This is a genomic window from Janthinobacterium sp. PSRC1-1 (assembly GCF_049897525.1).
Lineage (GTDB): Bacteria > Pseudomonadota > Gammaproteobacteria > Burkholderiales > Burkholderiaceae_D > Janthinobacterium > Janthinobacterium tructae.
The window spans coordinates 72,333-89,874 of sequence record NZ_JAFCWK010000002.1; the positions used below are offsets into that span (position 1 = coordinate 72,333).

General features: G+C 63.8%; 15 protein-coding genes. 8 read left to right on the plus strand and 7 right to left on the minus strand.

Features of this window, described 5'->3' with window-relative positions; all coding sequences use genetic code 11:
* Positions 1-13: 13 nt before the first annotated feature.
* From ACP7DW_RS03905 to ACP7DW_RS03920, 4 genes are all read left to right on the plus strand, one after another.
* Positions 14-643, plus strand: a complete 630-nt coding sequence (locus ACP7DW_RS03905) for a 3'-5' exonuclease (RefSeq protein ID WP_180287949.1) — start codon at positions 14-16, stop codon at positions 641-643.
* A 178-nt stretch (positions 644-821) separates the two neighbouring features.
* Positions 822-2,210 (plus strand): tetratricopeptide repeat protein, encoded by a 1,389-nt coding sequence (locus ACP7DW_RS03910; RefSeq protein ID WP_426053976.1) that lies wholly within the window; start codon positions 822-824, stop codon positions 2,208-2,210.
* A 102-nt stretch (positions 2,211-2,312) separates the two neighbouring features.
* Positions 2,313-2,789 carry a DUF4262 domain-containing protein gene (locus ACP7DW_RS03915; RefSeq protein ID WP_426053977.1) on the plus strand — a complete coding sequence of 159 codons (477 nt, stop codon included), beginning with the start codon at positions 2,313-2,315 and terminating at the stop codon, positions 2,787-2,789.
* Positions 2,786-3,229, plus strand: a complete 444-nt coding sequence (locus ACP7DW_RS03920) for a DUF6386 family protein (RefSeq protein WP_426053978.1) — start codon at positions 2,786-2,788, stop codon at positions 3,227-3,229. The genes ACP7DW_RS03915 and ACP7DW_RS03920 overlap by 4 nt, the downstream gene beginning before the upstream one ends.
* Before the next feature lie 44 nt (positions 3,230-3,273).
* On the opposite strand, the gene ACP7DW_RS03925 is transcribed toward ACP7DW_RS03920, so the two are convergent.
* Positions 3,274-5,061, minus strand: coding sequence for a GGDEF domain-containing protein (locus tag ACP7DW_RS03925; protein ID WP_426054419.1), 1,788 nt, complete (start codon positions 5,059-5,061; stop codon positions 3,274-3,276).
* 415 nt (positions 5,062-5,476) lie between these two features.
* Here ACP7DW_RS03925 and ACP7DW_RS03930 point away from each other — a divergent pair, with 415 nt between their 5' ends.
* Positions 5,477-7,660, plus strand: a complete 2,184-nt coding sequence (locus ACP7DW_RS03930) for a prolyl oligopeptidase family serine peptidase (protein WP_426053979.1) — start codon at positions 5,477-5,479, stop codon at positions 7,658-7,660.
* A gap of 90 nt (positions 7,661-7,750) precedes the next feature.
* Here ACP7DW_RS03930 and ACP7DW_RS03935 read toward each other — a convergent pair whose 3' ends face one another.
* The 6 genes from ACP7DW_RS03935 to ACP7DW_RS03960 all read right to left on the minus strand — a co-directional run bounded on the left by ACP7DW_RS03935 (position 7,751) and on the right by ACP7DW_RS03960 (position 13,547).
* Positions 7,751-8,647: an STM4011 family radical SAM protein gene (locus ACP7DW_RS03935; RefSeq protein ID WP_426053980.1), complete on the minus strand. Its 897-nt coding sequence runs from the start codon at positions 8,645-8,647 to the stop codon at positions 7,751-7,753.
* A complete protein-coding gene (locus tag ACP7DW_RS03940; protein WP_426053981.1) occupies positions 8,641-10,020 on the minus strand; it encodes an STM4012 family radical SAM protein in 1,380 nt (459 codons plus the stop codon). The genes ACP7DW_RS03935 and ACP7DW_RS03940 overlap by 7 nt, the downstream gene beginning before the upstream one ends.
* A complete protein-coding gene (locus ACP7DW_RS03945; protein WP_426053982.1) occupies positions 10,017-10,859 on the minus strand; it encodes an STM4013/SEN3800 family hydrolase in 843 nt (280 codons plus the stop codon). Before ACP7DW_RS03945 ends, ACP7DW_RS03940 begins: the two co-directional genes overlap by 4 nt.
* Positions 10,852-11,940 (minus strand): STM4014 family protein, encoded by a 1,089-nt coding sequence (locus ACP7DW_RS03950; RefSeq protein WP_426053983.1) that lies wholly within the window; start codon positions 11,938-11,940, stop codon positions 10,852-10,854. Before ACP7DW_RS03950 ends, ACP7DW_RS03945 begins: the two co-directional genes overlap by 8 nt.
* A 13-nt stretch (positions 11,941-11,953) precedes the next feature.
* Complete coding sequence (locus tag ACP7DW_RS03955; protein ID WP_426053984.1) at positions 11,954-12,880, minus strand: STM4015 family protein; 927 nt, start codon at positions 12,878-12,880, stop codon at positions 11,954-11,956.
* A 91-nt stretch (positions 12,881-12,971) separates the two neighbouring features.
* Positions 12,972-13,547: a helix-turn-helix domain-containing protein gene (locus tag ACP7DW_RS03960; RefSeq protein ID WP_034751403.1), complete on the minus strand. Its 576-nt coding sequence runs from the start codon at positions 13,545-13,547 to the stop codon at positions 12,972-12,974.
* A 200-nt stretch (positions 13,548-13,747) separates the two neighbouring features.
* Here ACP7DW_RS03960 and kbl point away from each other — a divergent pair, with 200 nt between their 5' ends.
* The 3 genes from kbl to ACP7DW_RS03975 are packed head-to-tail and all read left to right on the plus strand — an operon-like array spanning position 13,748 to position 17,409.
* The gene (gene kbl / locus ACP7DW_RS03965; protein WP_426053985.1) at positions 13,748-14,974 is read left to right on the plus strand and encodes a glycine C-acetyltransferase; all 1,227 of its coding nucleotides are present in this window, start codon (positions 13,748-13,750) and stop codon (positions 14,972-14,974) included.
* A gap of 20 nt (positions 14,975-14,994) precedes the next feature.
* Entirely contained in the window at positions 14,995-15,960 is a 966-nt protein-coding gene (locus ACP7DW_RS03970; protein ID WP_426053986.1) for an NAD-dependent epimerase/dehydratase family protein, read from the plus strand.
* 48 nt (positions 15,961-16,008) lie between these two features.
* On the plus strand, positions 16,009-17,409 hold the full coding sequence (locus tag ACP7DW_RS03975; RefSeq protein ID WP_426053987.1) for an L-serine ammonia-lyase: 1,401 nt from the start codon (positions 16,009-16,011) through the stop codon (positions 17,407-17,409).
* Positions 17,410-17,542: the final 133 nt, after the last annotated feature.

The window sequence follows — 17,542 nt, forward strand, 5'->3', positions numbered from 1 at the left end:
GAAAGAGCGCCCCATGAATGTGTTTGACAAACCGATCGTCATGATCGACTTCGAGACGACCGGCTTGTCGCCCGACATGGGCGACCGCATCACGGAAGTAGCGGCCTTGCGCATCGAGGGCGGGCGGATCACGGAACGCTATGTGACGCTGATCAACTGCAATGCGCGCATTCCCTCGTTCATCACGGGCTTGACGGGCATCACGCAGGCGATGGTGGACAAGGCGCCGCCCGTGGCCGAGGTGGTGCCGCAGTTACTCGATTTCATCGGCAGCGATGCCTTGTCGGCGCACAATGCCAGCTTCGATGAAAAATTCCTGCGCGCGGAAAGCGCCAGGCTGAACCTGACACCCGCGCACCAGTCGCTCGTGTGTTCCTTGAAACTGTCGCGCCGCGTGTTTCCCGGCATGGCCAGTTACAAGCTGGGCTTGCTGTCGAGCCAGCTGGGCATCGCCTTCAAGAGCGCCGCCCACAGGGCCGAGTCCGATGCGGAAGTGGCGGCGCAAGTGCTGATCCATATCGGCCGCCATTTGCGCAGCAGCTACGGCATCGCCGATGTCGACGCCGATCTGCTGGTGTCGCTCAACAAGCTGGCGGCCGCGAAAGTGCCGCAATTCCTGCAAAAGCATCCATCACGCCGCTGATCCGCGCATCGCCTCTAAGCGGGCTCATCAAAACGATGTAATTTTGTTATTTCGTTTGAGCCTGCTCAAGTCCTTCCCCCGTATCGAATTTAAAATTTAGGCAACACACACGATTTCGCCGCCCTGGGCCGCCGTTTTGCGCGTGCTGCCGGCAAGCGCAATGTGGATGGGGGCGCACATGGACAAGCACCATACTGCCAGAGATAGCCACCAGGCGTATATCTGGTTCCGCACGGCTGCCGAACAGGGCAATGCCTATGCCCAGTTCAACCTGGGCTTGATGTACAAAAAGGGTGAAGGCGTGGCGCAGGACGATGCGCGCGCCTTTGTCTGGCTGCGCCTGGCCGCGCTGCAAGGGCTGGCGTTCGCGCAGAACCACCTGGGCGCCCTGTATTACCACGGCCGCGGCGTGGCGCAGAGCGACGAAGACGCCGTGCTGTGGTTTCGCCGCGCCGCCGCCCAGGGCGATGCTTCGGCTCAGCAAAACCTGGGGCAGATGTACCGCAAGGGACGGGGCGTGCTGCAGAGCGACGAGCTGGCCCTGGCGTGGTTTTACCGCGCCTCCGAACAGGGCGTGGCCAGCGCGCAATCGATGCTGGGCGAAGCGTATGCCCAGGGGCTGGGCGCGAAAAAGAACGATGCGCTGGCCCTGGCCTGGTTCCGCAAGGCAGCCTTGCAGGGCGATGCGCAGGCGCAGCTGAACCTGGGACTCGTCTACAAGCGGGGGCAGGGCGTGGCGCAAAGCGATGCCCAGGCGCTGGCCTGGTTCCGCCAGGCCGCCGCCCAGGGCTTGGCGGTGGCGCAGCGGCAACTTGGCGTGGCGTATGCGGAAGGCCTGGGCGTGGCGCCCGACCAACTGCGCGCCTATGCCTGGCTGCAGCGGGCGGCCGAGCAGGACGATGCCGACGCCCAGTTCAACCTGGGCCTGATGCTGGCGCGCGGCCAGGGCGTGGACAAGGACGAGGCGCGCGCCGTGGTCTGGTACCGGCGCGCCGCGCTGCAGGGCCATTGCATGGCGCAATACAATCTGGGCGGCATGTATGCGGGCGGGCGCGGCATCGCCCGCGACTTGCGTCAGGCGCTGGACTGGTATGCCAGGGCGGCGGCCCAGGGCGCGTCGAATGCGCAGTTCAACCTGGGCGTGATGCATGCCAATGGCCAGGGCGTGGAACGCGACGATGTCTGCGCCGTGCGCTGGTACCGTACGGCCGCCGAGCAGGGCGATGCCAGCGCGCAAAACAATTTGGGCGTCATGTATGCGAACGGCCATGGCGTGCCGCAAGACCACGGCCTGGCCGTGCAATGGTATGCGCGTGCGGCCGGCCAGGGCCATGCGCTGGCTCAGTACAACCTGGGCGGCATGTATAACAGCGGGCGCGGCGTGGAGAAAGATGTGCTGTGCGGCTACATGTGGCTGGCGCTGGCGGCCGAGGGCGGCGATAGCGGGGCGGCCAAGGCCAGGGAAGCGGCCGCCGCCAGGCTGGAGCCGGCACAGTTGCAAGAGGCGCAGCAGCGCATGCGGCAATGGCACCAGGGACGTTCCCCGCCGCTGCCGCCGCCAGACTGAAGCGCCGGCAGCGTGCGCGCACGGACGCGCACTGCATGCGATAATTGCCGAAGAGCATGTCGCGAAGGCGGCGCGGGTTTCAGGCACAGTGAAAGGTGAAGCATGGTAAGGCAGGCAAGCGAGGATGCATCCGAGCAAAAAGTCATCGACGACATCGCCACGCATGGCTGGCATGGCGTGCATATCAGTGCTGATGAAGTCGGTCCCGGCTATGCCTTCACGATAGGCGCTTGCCACAGCTTTGGCCAGCCTGAATTTCTCATCATGGGCTTGCCGCGCGCCATGGCCCACCAGATACTCGACGTGGCGCTGGACGCCGCGCGCAGCGGCGCCATTACGGATTTCACGGCCACCACGGACGCCTTGCTGGAAGGCCATCAGTGCGCCTTCGTGCGCGTGCCCGTCGAGCAATACCGCAACTATGTCGGCTATGCGCGCTGGTATTACCAGGGCGATGCATTTACCTTGTACCAGATCGTCTGGCCGTCGCGCGATGGCCACTTTCCCTGGGATGCCGAGGCCAGCGCGCAGTACGTGGAGAGCCAGCCCCTGCTGGGTCCGGCGCCGCTGGCGGCATGACGGCAGACAAGCTCGTCACCATTGTGACCGGCACGGCCACCGTGTGCGTGTTCGACCCGGCACTGGTGCGCCACAAACTGGACGATGACTGCGACTGGTGGAGCATTCCCGGCGCGGAGCTGGCGGCCGTGAATGCGGGGCAAGTGGCGTTTTTCAACGTGGGTGGCGACGGCGCATATGACATCGCGTTGTACGCGGAACTTGCCGAGCCGCACGCGAGCGTGCATCTCGCCGTCGTCTCGGGCCGCGTCTTTATCGGCGCCGGCGAAGACGTCACGGGCGGTGGCCTGGAACCGGACACGGCCTGTGGCGGCCTGTTCGTGGACGTGCCCGCGGGCCGCTACCGCGTGCAGGCGCGCCGCGATGGCGCGCACATCAGCCTGGCATTTGTGCCCGATGCGTGCAGCAGCAATGCGTTTGGCGACCTCGTGCGTATTTGATCGTGCGTATGCTATCCCTGTTCAACTGCTGATATTGCCCCTGGCTACGCATCCAGACGCGCCACGCCCGTGCCTTGCCGCCGGTCCAGGAACAGGCTGTTGCCATGGATTTTCTTCGCCTGCTTCTTCGCTTCGGCCGCCTGCGTGGCAATCTGATGGTGCGTGTAGTACTGGTGCGCCTCGACCTTGATGACGCCCAGCGACAGGCTGATCAACGAATAAAACACTTTCTTGCCTTGCCGGTCTTCGCTGATGTAGCCGCCCCGTTCGCAGTCGCCCGTGCTGTAATAGGCGAGGATGGCGGCGGCAAAGCGCTCCAGTATGGCCTGGCAGCGCGTTTCCCAGTCTTCGCTCTGGAACAGGATCATGAAATCGTCGCCGCCGATGTGGCCGATGAAGTCGCGGTTCGGGTCGCAATGGCCGCTGAGGATTTCTCCCGTCAGCTGGATCACGTCGTCGCCCTTGCGGTAGCCGTACACGTCGTTGAAGGGCTTGAAGTGGTCGAGGTCGCAATAGCAGACCCAGAAGCGGCTGCCACTGTGCAATAAACGGTCGATATGCTCGTTGATGGGCACGTTGCCAGGCAGTTGCGTCAGCGGGTTGGCGTAGCGTGCGGCATTGATCTGCATCTGCGTGATTTCGCGCATCAGGTCGTGTCCCGTGCCCATGCCGAGGTAGCGGCCGTGCTCGGTGATGATGAAGCCGTTGAACAGATGGTGGGCGTCGGACTGCACCATGGTGTAGCTGAGTTCCTGCAAGCTCGTCTCATGGTCGGCGATCAGGGGCGTGCCATCCATGAACAGGCTGCACGATTTCTTGCCATACAGTTCGCGCTGGTAGGGGCGGGCGAAGTGGTCGATCATCTCGAAGCGGCTGATCAGGCCCAGCGGCACGCCGTCATCGACGACGGGGATGATCATCAGCTTCGGTTCCTTCAGGAAGATATCGTACACCTCGTTATTATTGAGTTGCGGCGAGACGGCCGCCACCTTGTTCAGCAGCTTGCGGATGCTGGCGCCGTTCTTTTCCAGGCTGCTGCGCTGCGGATACACGGCCACGCCGTTGCGTCCCAGTGCCTGCACCACCTCGGCCGGCAGGGCACGCGCCGGCACGGCGTTGGGCCGGCCCAGGTGATAGCCTTGTCCAAACGCCACGCCCAGGTCGCGCAAGACCAGCAATTCCGTTTGCGCCTCGATCCCTTCGGCGATCACCAGCGTGCCCGATTTTTCCGCGATTTCCTGGATCGAGCGCACGAACTGCAGTTTCACGGGGTCATGATTGATGCCCTGGATGAAATGCATGTCGATTTTCACGTATTCCGGGCGCAATTCCGACCACAGGCGCAGGCTGGAAAACCCTTCGCCCAGGTCGTCGATGGCGATCTGGAAGCCCATGTTGCGGTAATGCAGCACCGCTTCGCGCATCAGCTCGTAATCGTAGGTGGGCTGGTTTTCCGTCAGTTCGATGATGACACGGTCCGGATTGATGCCGATGTGCTCGATGTATTCCAGGGTTTCGCCATGGCGCGCATTGCGCAGCAGCAGGCATTCAGGGCTGACGTTGAGGAACAGTTTTCCTGGCAGCTGCAGTTCGGCAAAGCGTTCGAGCACCACTTGCCGGCACAGGTGTTCCACTTCCAGGGTCAGGTCATGTGCGCGCGCCACCTTGAACAGATTCATCGGCGCGTGCAGGGGGCTGTCGGACGGTCCCCGTATCAAGCCTTCGTAGCCGATGATGTCGCCGCTGTGCATGTGGATGATGGGCTGGAACAGGGCGCTGAGCTTGCGGCCTGCCAGGATCTCGTGCAAGGCATCCGTTCCTTCGATGGACATGGGGGCAGACGGCGGCTTCAGGTAAGCCACATTCGATGGCATCGCGCCGGGCGGCACGGCGGTGGTGGACGGGAGGGCGAGAGTGTGCATAGGAAGATGTGGCGGCACGGCCTCTGGACGGGCCATGAACATGTTGCCTATAGTAAAGAGGATTTATGACAGCTTGATGAAACGTATTAGCTTTTGACAATGTTTCTTGCCTGCCCGTCAGTTTGCCGATTCTCGCCAAAAACGCGATTTATCACGGTGATTCATGCAAATTGCCCAAACAAAAGACGGCAAATTCATCCGATAACTGTGCTTTAAAAGTGCCAATCCGCGCTATGATTTCTCTTGGCGAAAGTCAACATGGGCAGCCGTAGCGTGAGTGTGCACGGCCTGCTTTCTTCGACATCCAACAATGAGACAACAACCCATGCAATTACGTAGTGCAACCCTCATATTCAGCTTGCTGGCCGCTTTCGGTGGCAATGCCCTGGCACAATCCTGCCCGGCCGGCGATGGCGCCGCCGTGACGTATCCGGTCAGCAAAAAAGTCGACCAGCAGGACAGCTATTTCGGCACCACCATCGCTGATCCTTACCGCTGGCTGGAAGACGCCAACAGCGCCGAGACGGGCGAATGGGTCACGGCGCAAAACAAGCTGACGCAGTCGTACCTGGGCACCATCCCCGAGCGCGCCGCGATCAAGCAGCGCCTGACCAAGCTGTGGAATTATGAGCGTTTCTCTACGCCATCGAAGCAGGGCGGCCGCTACTTCTACAGCCGCAACGACGGCTTGCAGAACCAGGCCGTGCTGTACACGGTGAAAAAACTGACGGACGAGCCGCGCCTGCTGCTCGACCCGAACACCCTGTCCACCGACGGCACGGTGGCGCTGGCCGGCACCTCGATCAGCCCGAACGGCAAGTACCTGGCCTACGCCACGTCCGCCTCCGGTTCCGACTGGAACGAGTGGAAAGTGCGCGATATCGAATCGGGCAAGGATTTGACGGACCACATCAAGTGGGCCAAGTTCTCGGGCGCCTCGTGGACCAAGGACAACAGCGGTTTCTTCTACAGCCGCTATGACGCGCCGAATGAAGCGACCAAGCTGGCCGATATCAATTACTTCCAGAAATTGTATTTCCACAAGATCGGCACGCCGCAAAGCGACGACGTGCTGGTCTTCGACCGTCCCGACCAGAAGGAATGGGCGTTTGGCGGCAGCACCGTCAGCGACGACGGCAATTATTTGATCATCACGGCCACGCAGGGCACGGAACGCAAGAACCGCGTGTTTTACAAGGACTTGCGCCAGAAGAACGCCAAGGTCACGGGCTTGCTGGAAGCGTTCGACGCTTCGTACGCGTTCATCGACAACGACGGCCCCGTGTTCTTCTTCAAGACGGACAAGCAGGCGCCGAAATCGCGCGTGATCGCCATCGATACGCGCAAGCCTGCGCCCGCCGACTGGAAGGAAATCGTGCCGCAAGCGGCGGAAACCCTGGTCGCCGTCAACCTGATCAACAACCAGCTGGTGCTCGACTACCTCAAGGATGCGCAAACGCAAATCAAGATCGTCGACCTGAAAGGCAAGCTGGTGCGTGAAGTGGCGCTGCCGGGCATCGGTTCGGCGGGCGGCTTTGCGGGCAAGCGTGGCGACACGGAAACGTTCTACTCGTTTACCAGCTTCACGACGCCGGCGACCATCTACCGTTACGACATGAAATCGGGCAAGAGCAGCGTGTACCGCCAGCCGAAGGTCGATTTCGACCCGAATGCCTTTGAAACGCGCCAGCAATTCTTCACCAGCCGCGACGGCACCAAGGTGCCGATGTTCATCGTCTCGAAAAAAGGCATGAAGCTCGACGGTAGTAATCCGACCTATCTGTACGGCTATGGCGGCTTCAACGTATCGCTGACGCCGAGCTTCTCCGTGGCCAACTTGGCTTGGGTGGAAATGGGCGGCGTCTACGTGATGGCCAACCTGCGCGGCGGCGGTGAATACGGCGAAGCCTGGCACCAGGCTGGCACCAAGCTGAACAAGCAAAACGTGTTCGACGACTTTATCGGCGCGGCGCAATGGCTGGTGGACAACAAAGTCACCTCTCCATCGAAGCTGGCGATCGGCGGCGGCAGCAATGGCGGCCTGCTGGTGGGCGCGGCCATGACGCAGCGTCCCGACCTGTTCGCCGCAGCCATCCCGCAAGTGGGCGTGCTCGACATGTTGCGCTTCCACAAGTTCACCGTGGGCTGGGGCTGGGTGCCTGACTATGGTTCGTCGGACGACGCCGAGCAGTTCAAGGCACTGGTGAAATACTCGCCGCTGCACAACCTGAAAGCGGGCGGCTGCTATCCGGCCACCATGATCACCACGGCCGACCATGACGACCGCGTCGTGCCTGCCCACAGCTTCAAGTTCGCCGCCGCCGCCCAGGCCGCGCAAGGCGGCGCGGCACCCGTGCTGATCCGCATCGACAGCAAGGCGGGCCATGGCGCCGGCAAGCCGACGACCAAGCAGATCGAAGAAGTGGCCGACCGCTGGGGCTTCCTCAGCCGTTCGTTGAAGATGACGCCGGTAGTGGCGCCGGAACCGGCGAAAGTGGCGGCGCAGTAAAACACGGCAGGTCGGATTCGCGCGGCATCGCCGTGCGTAATCCGACACCGGCAGCGCCAACAATGTGTCGGATTACGCGGCGTGCCGCCGCTAAGCCGACCTACTCCTGACCCCAGCATTTAGCGGGGCTATCCTCGCCAGCACCCCCTCCCCAAACACCGTTTGAAACGGCAAATCCTTGCGCTGCGCATAGCCGATATAGCAGTCGCACTTGAAGCGCGGGCAGGCGCGTTCCTGCAGCATGTCCGCCAGTGTCTCCTCGTACAGATTGCCCAGCCGCTCGGGCACGAAGTGGCAGCGCGCCAGTTCGCCGTCGCCATCGACGGACAGCGACGCTTCGCCCGCCTGGCACGGCTTGCCGCGCGAGGGAGACGGACGCCGGTTTTGCGCGAACCACGGGTCGATGGCGTCGAGCCAGGCCAGGTCTTGTTCGCTGTAGTAGCCGGGGCCGCGCCGGTCATACGCGTTCAGCCACAGGTAGACGTGGGCCGGCAGGGCCGCGCGCAGGGCGGCGATGGCGTCCAGGTGTTCATGCATCGCCACGACGCCGACGGAATAGCGCACGCCCATGGCGTCCAGGCGCGCGCAGCGTGCGAGAAAGCGCGCTAGGGTCGTCTGGTCCGGGTGATAAGTGCACCACAGGCCGATCTTGTCCAGCCCGTCCATCCCCTGCAGCCAGTCCAGGGGGCCGGACAGGTTCGTCTGCAGCGCCACCTGGCGCACGTGCGGGATGGCTGCCAGGGTTTGCATGGCCGCGCGGTAGTGGCGCCGCACCAGCGCTTCGCCCCAGGGCGTAAACAGCACGCCGATGGGGCGCGTCTGCCGCGCCACCCAGTCCGTGAAGCGGACAAGCTCGCGCGCGTCGCGGGCCAGTGTGGCGCGGCTGTCGCGCTTCTTGGCGAACGGGCAGTAGCCGCAAGCGTAGTTGCAGCTCGCCAGCGTGCCGCGGTACAGCAGCGACAAGGTGCCGGGCTGCGTTGTCAGCACGCCTGGCCCTCTTGCGCCATCAGCGAGCGCACCGTATCGGAAGCCAGCCACGGGCCGATGGTGTCGGCATACGAGTAACCACGGTCGTTCAGGCGCAGCAAGGGGCCATCCTCTTGCACCAATTCCAACGCGTGCAGCTCGGCCAGCTGCGGCAGATCAAGCTCGCAGCGGCTGCCGAAGCGCGCCGCGTAGGCGTCGCGGTCCAGGCCCGGTTCGGTCAGTAGCGACTGGATCACGTAGCGCCGGCGCTGTTCTTCCTCGTCGAGCACATAGCCGTGTTCGGCGTGCGCGAAGCGCGCCTCGTCCAGCGCCAGATACTGTTCGATGATGCCGATGGTCTGCGTGCGCGCCACGGCGTACTCGCTCGAATAATGCAGGCTGGCCGTGTAGGAGCGGGCGCCCGCGCCCAGGCCCACCATGCCGTCGTTCTGGCAGCAGTAGGAGGGTCCGTTCTGTTCCGACGCATGCGGGGCGCGGAACATGCGCATCGAGACCTGCTCATAGCCCTGGGCGCGTAAATGGTCGCGCGCGGCCGCGTACAGGGCCAGGCGGCTGTCGCCGTCCTGCGCCAGCATGATGGGGTTGAGCGTCTCGGCGCCCTGGCGACGCGCGATCTTGCCGAGACCCGTTTGTTCTCGCACGTACAGCGGATACAGATAGATCTCCTCGGGCGCAAACGCCAGCGCGCTGTCGATGGAAGCGAGCAGGCTGGCGACGGTCTGCCCCGCGATGCCATAGATCAGGTCCAGGTTCAGGGTGGGGAAGCCGGCAGCGCGTATCAGGCCGATGGCGTGATGCACGGTGGCGTTTTGCTGGGGACGGGCCAGCGCGCGCATCTCGCCGGCGGCAAAGCTCTGGATGCCCAGACTGACCCGGTCGATGCCGTGCGCGCGGCAGACGGCAAGGCGTTCCGCCGTGATGGTTTCGGGCGACGCTTCGATGCCGGCCGGCGTGGTTTGCAAGTCGATGCCGAGGATATCGCGCGCGCCGCACAGCAAGGTGTCGAGCTGCGCCGGCGACAGATAGGTGGGCGTGCCGCCGCCCAGCGCGAAGCGGGCGAAGCGCCGTGCGCCCAGCGCGCCGGCCAGGGCGCGCATCTGCACCAGCACTTGCCGCACATAGCGCTCCACCATGTCGGCGCTGGGGCGTGCCATGGCGAACAGGTTGCAAAAGCCGCAGCGCATCTCGCAAAACGGAATATGGATATACGCGAACAGGGCGGAGCGGTCTTGCTGCGCCCACAGGGGCGCCAGTGGCGTTGCCTGCGGCAAGGCGCGGTAGGCCGCCTTGTGCGGATACGAATAGGAATACGCCTGGTAGGGCGTGTGGCGCATGCGCTGCGCCAGGGTGCCAGGCTGTTCGGATGGGTTCACGGTGGGGATTCCTTGGGAGGTGTATCGGGGGCGATGAAAAAGTGCGCGTACGGCACGTGCCACACGCTGTCATGGGCCACTCTATGGCCCCGGTAGCCGTCTTCGCCATACGCGCTGCCGTGATCCGAGCAGACGATGGCAAACGTCGGTGCGCGCGCGGCGCAGGCGGCGAACAATGGCGCCAGCGCGCCATCCACATAGCGCAGGGCCGCCGCATGGCTTTCCAGGCAGTCGGCGCGGCAGCCGGGCAGGTAGGCGCGGTTCGGCGTGTGCAGGGCGGCCACGTTGATGAACAAGAAGGTGCGCTGCTCGCCGTCCGCCAGGCGGGCCATGGCCAGCGCCACCTGTTTTTGCGTCGAGTGGCGGCTGGCCACGCCCATGCCCGCGCTCCAGTGGCTTTCCTGGAACAGCGACGGCAGCACCGTGCCCAAGGCGGTTTGCTTGTTGAAGAAGCCTACGCCGCCGATGCAGAGGGTGCGGTAGCCGCGCGCGGCCAGCGCGGCGGGCAGGTCCGCTTCCTCGAACGCGAACGTGTGCTTTGACGTCGTTTCGCTGCCCGCAAAAGCGCTGGCGAACAGGCGCGGATGGCGGCCCGGCGCGGCTGGCGTGGGCAGAAATCCCGCGAAGAAGGCCTGGTGCGCCGCATACGTGAACGTGGCGGGCGAGTGGCGCCGTTCCCAGCCGCCCGGTGATAAAAAACGTCCCAGCACGGGCAGTTCGCCCGCCTCGTACAGCGCTTGCGCCACGTCGTAGCGCAGGGTGTCGAGCGTGAGGAAGACGATGTCGTGGCTGCCGACGATGGCGTGCATGTCGGGGATGGGCGGTGTGTCGTTAAACATGGGTCAGTTGCGCCGTGTAGGTGTCGATGCCTTGCCACAGCAGGCCTGGCAGCAGGTCGCCGAAGGCATTCGCTTCCAGCACATGGGCCTGGCCCTGGCGCACCACCAGGTCGTAGCCCGTCACGTGGCTGTGGGGGAAGGCGCGCGCGGCCTGGGCGCTGGCCGCTTCCAGCGCCGCCAGGTCGGCGGCATTCAGCAGGCCAGATGCCTCGCCGCGCCGGTTGTCGAGGTGCAGATTCGTCATCATCTGCTTGCCGATGCGCGCCACGCGGTGCGCGGGCTGGCCGCCAAGCGTCACGACGCGCAGGTCGTAGTGGCTGTCGCCGCAGCGCGGCTTGTTCAGCCACGCTTCCGCATACAGTTCCTGCACGGCCAGCGCGTCAACGAGGGCGGCGATGTCGTGTTCGGATTCGTAGCGCGCCATGCGCTTGACGTTGAACAAGCGGGTCTTGCCATCCGCCCGCGACAAGGCGGCCGAGGTGGTGGCTTGCTGGCGGCCGGCCTTGTTCCTGCGGTAGGCGACGACGCCGGAAGCGGATGATCCATAGCGCGGTTTCAGATACACTCGGTCGAGGTCATGCTGGTGCAGCAGCGACTGCAGATGGTCGTAGCCGTGCACGGGGCCGAGCAAGGCAGGTATGGGCACGCCGTGCGCGGCCAGGTGGCGCTGGCAGGCCAGTTTGTCCGTCATGCGGACAATCTCGGCCGGCGCATTGACCACGCGTATTGCTGGCAAGGTCGCCAGTTGCCTCGCCAGGCCCTGCATCGCGTTGGAAAAGCCCGCAAACCAGGCATCCATGGCCAGCAGCTCGCCATGTGCGGGCGCAGCGACGGGCGGACGCTCCAGCAGCCGCCAGCCCGCCTGCAGTAACAGCAGGTGGGCGGCGGGATCGTCGCCGGGCGGTTCGATTTTCAGCCGGCCGGGCTGGCGCAGGGCGGCTTCCAGCAGCGCCGGCTGCGCCAGCCAGTCGCGCCATTCCAGCACGTGCGCGGGCGGCAGGCGCAGTTGCGCGCGTGCCGCCTGCATCAGGCGCACGCGCTTGCTGCCCTGCGTCGCCAGCAGGGTGAGAGGCGTGGGCAAAGGGGGAATCCGCTTATTCTCCGACAGCCACGTAACGGTAGCTTTCGCCGTCGTCTTCATCGGCTTCCTGCGGGTCGTCCAGTACCACCTCGAAGGGCAGCGCCTTCAGCTTGGCCTGGTTTTCTTCCGAGATGTAATGGTGCGACAGGTCCAGGCGCTTCAACTTGCCCAGTTGCGTGTGATGGAGTATGGCCACGGCGCCCAGGTCGCCGATGGTGCCCAGCGACAGGTCCAGCGTGTCGAGCTGCGCCACCAGCGGTTCTTCCGCCAGCCACACGGCCAGGTCGTCGGCGATCTCCGCGTCGCGCAAGCCCAGGTAGCGCAGGGTCGGCACGGTCAGCTGCGCCAGCACCTTGCGGTACAGCTCCACGTCGCCCGAGAAGCCGTATTCCTCGGTGCCCAGCCACAGTTCCAGGTGTTCCAGCTGCGGCATGCTCGATTGCGCCAGCGCCTCGGCGATCTTTTGATCGAGGCCGCCCGCTTCGATGGTGAAGCGGCGCAGGTGCTGGTGGGCGAACGGCTCGATGACGAGCTCATTGCCGCCGCGGATGCGCAATTCCTGCAGCAGCGGGAAGGCGTCCAGCAGGGGCTTGTAGCTGCCTTGCACGATCCACGAGATTTCGCATTCCTCGTACGTCATGTCGCCGATGAACAGGGCGCGCAAGTTGGGCAGCTGTGGCGCGTGGGCGATCAGCGCGGCCATCACTTCGTCGGCGCCTGCTTCGTACGGGTCGCCCCACATGCCGATGACCAGCGCCTCAAGTGCGTTCTTGTCGGTTTTTTCCAGGAAGCCGGCGATCAGGTCCGGCATCTTGCGCTTGTCGTCGTATTCGAGCGAAAGGCGGTAGACGATATCCTGCCCGGATTGCAGCGCAATATCAGGATCGTACTGGACGACCTTTTTTTGGTGGAAGAGGGTGGTGCTTTCGGAAATCGTCATTGCTAAGGCTCCATGAAAGACAGTGAAAATCTTGTCTAATCCAAAATCTTAGCATGGGCGAAAGCGCTTATTGCACACCGCTGAAAAGCAACTATCTATGGATTACCACCAATAATGCCTTGCCTTCCGTCTTGCCCAGATTGCGTATCGTATGCGGCTGGTCCGCCGGATAGCGCGCCGTGCCGCCATTCTTGACCTTTTTCTTTGCCGTTCCCACTTCCAGTTCCAGGTTGCCGTGGATCACCGTCAAATGCTCGGTGGTACCGGGATCGTGCGGCTGCGACGCCAGTTCGCCGCCCGGCGCCAGGGTCACTTCATACCATTCGTACTTGCCCGCCAGTTCCATCGGACCCAGGATGCGCAGCACGTAGCCCGCGTGGTCGCCGGGCAGGGTCGGGGTTTCGTGGGCGTCCGTGATGCGGATGGTTTCCACGGCTTTTTCCGCGCTCGACAGCAATTCGCCGATCTGCACGCCCAGGGCGTTGGCCAGGCGCCACGTGATGGCGATCGTGGGATTGGCTTTTTCGCGCTCGATTTGCGACAGCATGGACTTCGAGACGCCCGCGATGCGCGACAAATCCTCGAGTGTCAGGCCGCGCGCCAGGCGCAGCCGTTGCAGGGTGGCACCCACTTCAGGGGGAGAATTGGTCGAAACGCTGGTTTTCATCGGCAGGTGGCTTGCAAAGTTCAATAGGCTTGGGTAATATCCACTATATTGAATTTCAGTTCGACATAGTGGATTTTGAGGAGAAACACGGAAACGTGTAGACTTCAAACAGCGCTTCACGGTACAGCATATGGCGCGCGCCGGTCAAGCGGCGGCCCATACAGCCAACAGGCATACAACAGGGACACACAAGGATCATCATGAGCGAGCAAGCGAAGAACACCTTTTTCAGCGGTCTGCAACAGAATCTCGATCAACTGCGCCAGCAGGGCTTGTACAAGCCCGAGCGCGTGATCGCCTCGCGCCAGGGCGCCGAAGTGGTGTGCGATGATGGCCGTACCCTGATCAATATGTGTGCGAACAACTACCTGGGCCTGTCCGGCGACCTGCAGACGCAGGAAGCGTCGATTGCCGCCACGCAAAAATACGGCTACGGCCTGTCGTCCGTGCGCTTCATTTGCGGCACGCAAACCGTACACAAGGAACTGGAACAGGCCATTTCCAGCTTCCTCGGTACCGAAGACACGATCTTGTACGCGGCCGCATTCGACGCCAACGGCGGCGTGTTCGAGCCCCTGTTCGATGAAAACGACGCCATCATCTCGGACGCGCTGAACCACGCGTCCATCATCGACGGCATCCGCCTGTGCAAGGCTGGCCGCTACCGCTATGCGCACAACGACATGGCCGACCTGGAAGTGCAGCTGCAAGCGGCGATTGCCGCCGGCAAGCGCCATAAAGTCATCGTCACGGATGGCGTGTTCTCGATGGATGGCACGATTGCGCAACTCGACAAGATCTGCGACCTGGCCGACAAGTATGGCGCGCTGGTGATGATCGACGAATGCCACGCTTCCGGTTTCATGGGCGCGACCGGCCGCGGCACGCACGAGCATCACAATGTGATCGGCCGCATCGACATCATCACGGGCACCCTGGGCAAGGCCCTGGGCGGCGCCATGGGCGGCTTTACCTCGGCGCGCAAGGAAGTCATCGACACGCTGCGCCAGAAATCGCGCCCTTATCTGTTCTCGAACACCCTGGCGCCATCGATTGCCGGCGCTTCGCTGTCGGTACTCGAGCGCCTGGCCAAGTCGACGGAATTGCGCGACCGCCTGCATGAAAACACGGCTTTCTTCCGCAGCGAAATCGAGCGCATCGGCTTTACCATCAAGCCGGGCACGCACCCTGTCGTTCCGGTGATGCTGTTCGACGCCCCTGTAGCGCAGAAGTTCGCCGCCCGCCTGTATGAACTGGGCGTGCTGGTGACGGGCTTCTTCTATCCGGTCGTGCCGATGGGCCAGGCGCGGGTGCGCGTGCAGCTGTCGGCCGCGCATACGCGCGAACAGCTGGTGCAAGTGCTGGCCGCCTTCGAGCAGGCCGGCAAGGAACTCGGTCTGCTGACCAGCACTACCACCACTAACTAACAAGAACTCAGGAAAATAGCATGGAACGCATCTTAGTCATCGGCGCAAACGGCCAAATCGGTAGTGAGTTGGTGGGCGCGCTGGCGCAGCAGCACGGCGCGGACAACGTCATCGCCAGCGACATCGGCACGCATAATCTGTACCAGGCCAGGCGCTATGCGCAATTGAACGTGCTGGACAAGGACGGCCTGGCGAAGCTCATCGCCGATGAAGGCATCACCCAGGTGTACCAGCTGGCGGCCATGCTGTCGGCCACGGGCGAAGCGGCGCCGTTGAAGGCGTGGAGCCTGAACATGGATGGCTTGCTCAATATCCTGGAACTGGCGCGCGAGCGGGGCGAGGCGGGCAAACCGCTGCGCATCTTCTGGCCGTCGTCGATCGCCGCCTTCGGCCCGAACACGCCGCAAGTCAACACGCCGCAAATGACGGTGATGGACCCGACCTCGATGTACGGCATCAGCAAGCTGGCCGGCGAACGCCTGTGCGAGTATTACTTCAACAAGTATGGCGTGGACGTGCGCAGCATCCGCTACCCGGGCATCATCAGCTACAAATCGCCTCCGGGCGGCGGCACCACCGATTACGCCATCGCCATCTTCCACGCGGCCTTGCGCGGCGAGCGTTATGACTGCTTCCTCGATGGGAACACCACCTTGCCGATGATTTACATGCCCGACGCCATCCGCGCCACCATCGAACTGATGGACGCTCCCGCGTCACAGATCAAGATCCGTTCGTCCTACAATGTGGCCGGCGTGTCGTTCAACCCCGAGCAGCTGGCCAAAGCCATCGTGCACATGGTGCCGGACTTCAAGATCAGCTACAAACCGGACAGCCGCCAGGCCATCGCCGAGAGCTGGCCGCAAAGCCTGGACGACAGCAAGGCCAGCGCGGACTGGGGCTGGAAGGCGCAGATCGGCGTCGAGCAGATGGTCACCGACATGCTGGCCAATGTCGACGTGGGCCAGGCTGCCAAGGCAGCCTGAGTCCCATACAAGCATTCATAAAAACATACTAATATAAAGAGACACTCCATGGATATGAGCGTATTTGACCTGTTCAAGATCGGCATCGGGCCGTCGAGTTCCCACACGGTGGGGCCGATGGCGGCGGCGCGGCGTTTTCTGGTCGAATACGGTCCGCTGGACCAGGTCGTGGGCGTCGAGGCGGCCCTGTATGGCTCGCTGGCGCTGACGGGCGTGGGCCATGCCACGGACAAGGCCGTCATTCTGGGCCTGATGGGCGAAACGCCGCAAGACGTGGCGCCCGATGCGGTCGACAGCAAGTTGGCCGCCATCGAGGCGGCCGGCGAAATCGCGCTGCTGGGCGCGCACGTGGTGCCGTTTACGGCCGCCACGGGCCTGATCTGGCACAAGAGCGAATCCTTGCCCGAGCATCCGAACGGCATGCGCTTCACTTTGACACTGGCGGACGGCAGCCGGGCCGACAAGGTGTATTACTCGATCGGCGGCGGTTTTATCCGCGAGGCAGGCGAGGCACAGGCCGAAGCGGCGGTGGAGTCGGCGGCAAGCGCCCGCGTCGTCTTCCCCTTCGACACCATGCAGCAGTTGCTGGCGCATGGCGTGGAAAGCGGCCTGTCGATCCCGGAAATGCTGCGCGCGAACGAGTGCGTCAAGCGCAGCGAGACGGAACTCAATGAAGGCCTGGACCGCATCTGGCACGTCATGCGCGACTGCATCGCGCACGGCCTGGAAACGACGGGCAACCTGCCGGGCGGCTTGAACGTCAAGCGCCGCGCCGCCAAACTGTGGCGCCTGGCGCAGGAGGCGAAGGCGTCGGACAACCGCGCCAACGACTTGCCACACGACGCCGTGCACCTGGTCAGCCTGTACGCGATGGCCGTCAACGAAGAAAACGCGGCCGGCGGCCGTGTGGTCACGGCGCCGACCAACGGCGCCGCCGGCATCATCCCGGCCGTGCTGCGCTACTATGCGCAGGATTGCCGCCCCAGCGACCCGGTCGGCGGCGTGCGCCGCTTCATGCTGACGGCCGCCGCCATCGGCATGCTGTGCAAACGCAATGCCTCGATCTCGGGCGCCGAAGTGGGTTGCCAGGGCGAAGTGGGCGTGGCTTGCGCCATGGCGGCGGCCGGCCTGGTGGCGGCCCTGGGCGGCACGAATGAACAGATCGAGAACGCGGCCGAAATCGGCATCGAGCACCACCTGGGCATGACCTGCGACCCGATCGGCGGCCTGGTGCAGATCCCGTGCATCGAGCGCAATGGCATGGGCGCCGTGAAAGCCATCACGGCCGCCTCGCTGGCGCTGAAGGGCGACGGCACGCACTTCGTCAGCCTCGACGAAGTCATCGAAACCATGCGCCAGACGGGCGCGGACATGCAGGACAAGTACAAGGAAACGTCCTTGGGCGGGTTGGCAGTTCACGTCATTACCGTGAACCACGCAGCTTGCTGATGCGCTGGCGGTGGCGTCGGATTACGCGCGCAGCGCTAATCCGACCTACGCCATGACGCAAGCAACGTAGATCGCCGTCGGTCGGCGTAGGTCGGCTTAGCCCGCAGGGCGTAAGCCGACATCACCAAGGTAG

What these genes read in the sequence shown, in the direction of transcription:
- ACP7DW_RS03905 (WP_180287949.1), top strand. Translation starts at nt 14, where the DNA reads ATGAATGTGTTTGACAAACCGATCGTCATGATCGACTTCGAGACGACC.
- ACP7DW_RS03915 (WP_426053977.1), top strand. Translation starts at nt 2,313, where the DNA reads ATGGTAAGGCAGGCAAGCGAGGATGCATCCGAGCAAAAAGTCATCGAC.
- ACP7DW_RS03960 (WP_034751403.1), bottom strand. Translation starts at nt 13,547, where the DNA reads ATGAAAACCAGCGTTTCGACCAATTCTCCCCCTGAAGTGGGTGCCACC.
- ACP7DW_RS03920 (WP_426053978.1), top strand. Translation starts at nt 2,786, where the DNA reads ATGACGGCAGACAAGCTCGTCACCATTGTGACCGGCACGGCCACCGTG.
- ACP7DW_RS03975 (WP_426053987.1), top strand. Translation starts at nt 16,009, where the DNA reads ATGGATATGAGCGTATTTGACCTGTTCAAGATCGGCATCGGGCCGTCG.
- ACP7DW_RS03925 (WP_426054419.1), bottom strand. Translation starts at nt 5,061, where the DNA reads ATGTCCATCGAAGGAACGGATGCCTTGCACGAGATCCTGGCAGGCCGC.
- kbl (WP_426053985.1), top strand. Translation starts at nt 13,748, where the DNA reads ATGAGCGAGCAAGCGAAGAACACCTTTTTCAGCGGTCTGCAACAGAAT.
- ACP7DW_RS03910 (WP_426053976.1), top strand. Translation starts at nt 822, where the DNA reads ATGGACAAGCACCATACTGCCAGAGATAGCCACCAGGCGTATATCTGG.
- ACP7DW_RS03945 (WP_426053982.1), bottom strand. Translation starts at nt 10,859, where the DNA reads ATGTTTAACGACACACCGCCCATCCCCGACATGCACGCCATCGTCGGC.
- ACP7DW_RS03970 (WP_426053986.1), top strand. Translation starts at nt 14,995, where the DNA reads ATGGAACGCATCTTAGTCATCGGCGCAAACGGCCAAATCGGTAGTGAG.
- ACP7DW_RS03930 (WP_426053979.1), top strand. Translation starts at nt 5,477, where the DNA reads ATGCAATTACGTAGTGCAACCCTCATATTCAGCTTGCTGGCCGCTTTC.
- ACP7DW_RS03955 (WP_426053984.1), bottom strand. Translation starts at nt 12,880, where the DNA reads ATGACGATTTCCGAAAGCACCACCCTCTTCCACCAAAAAAAGGTCGTC.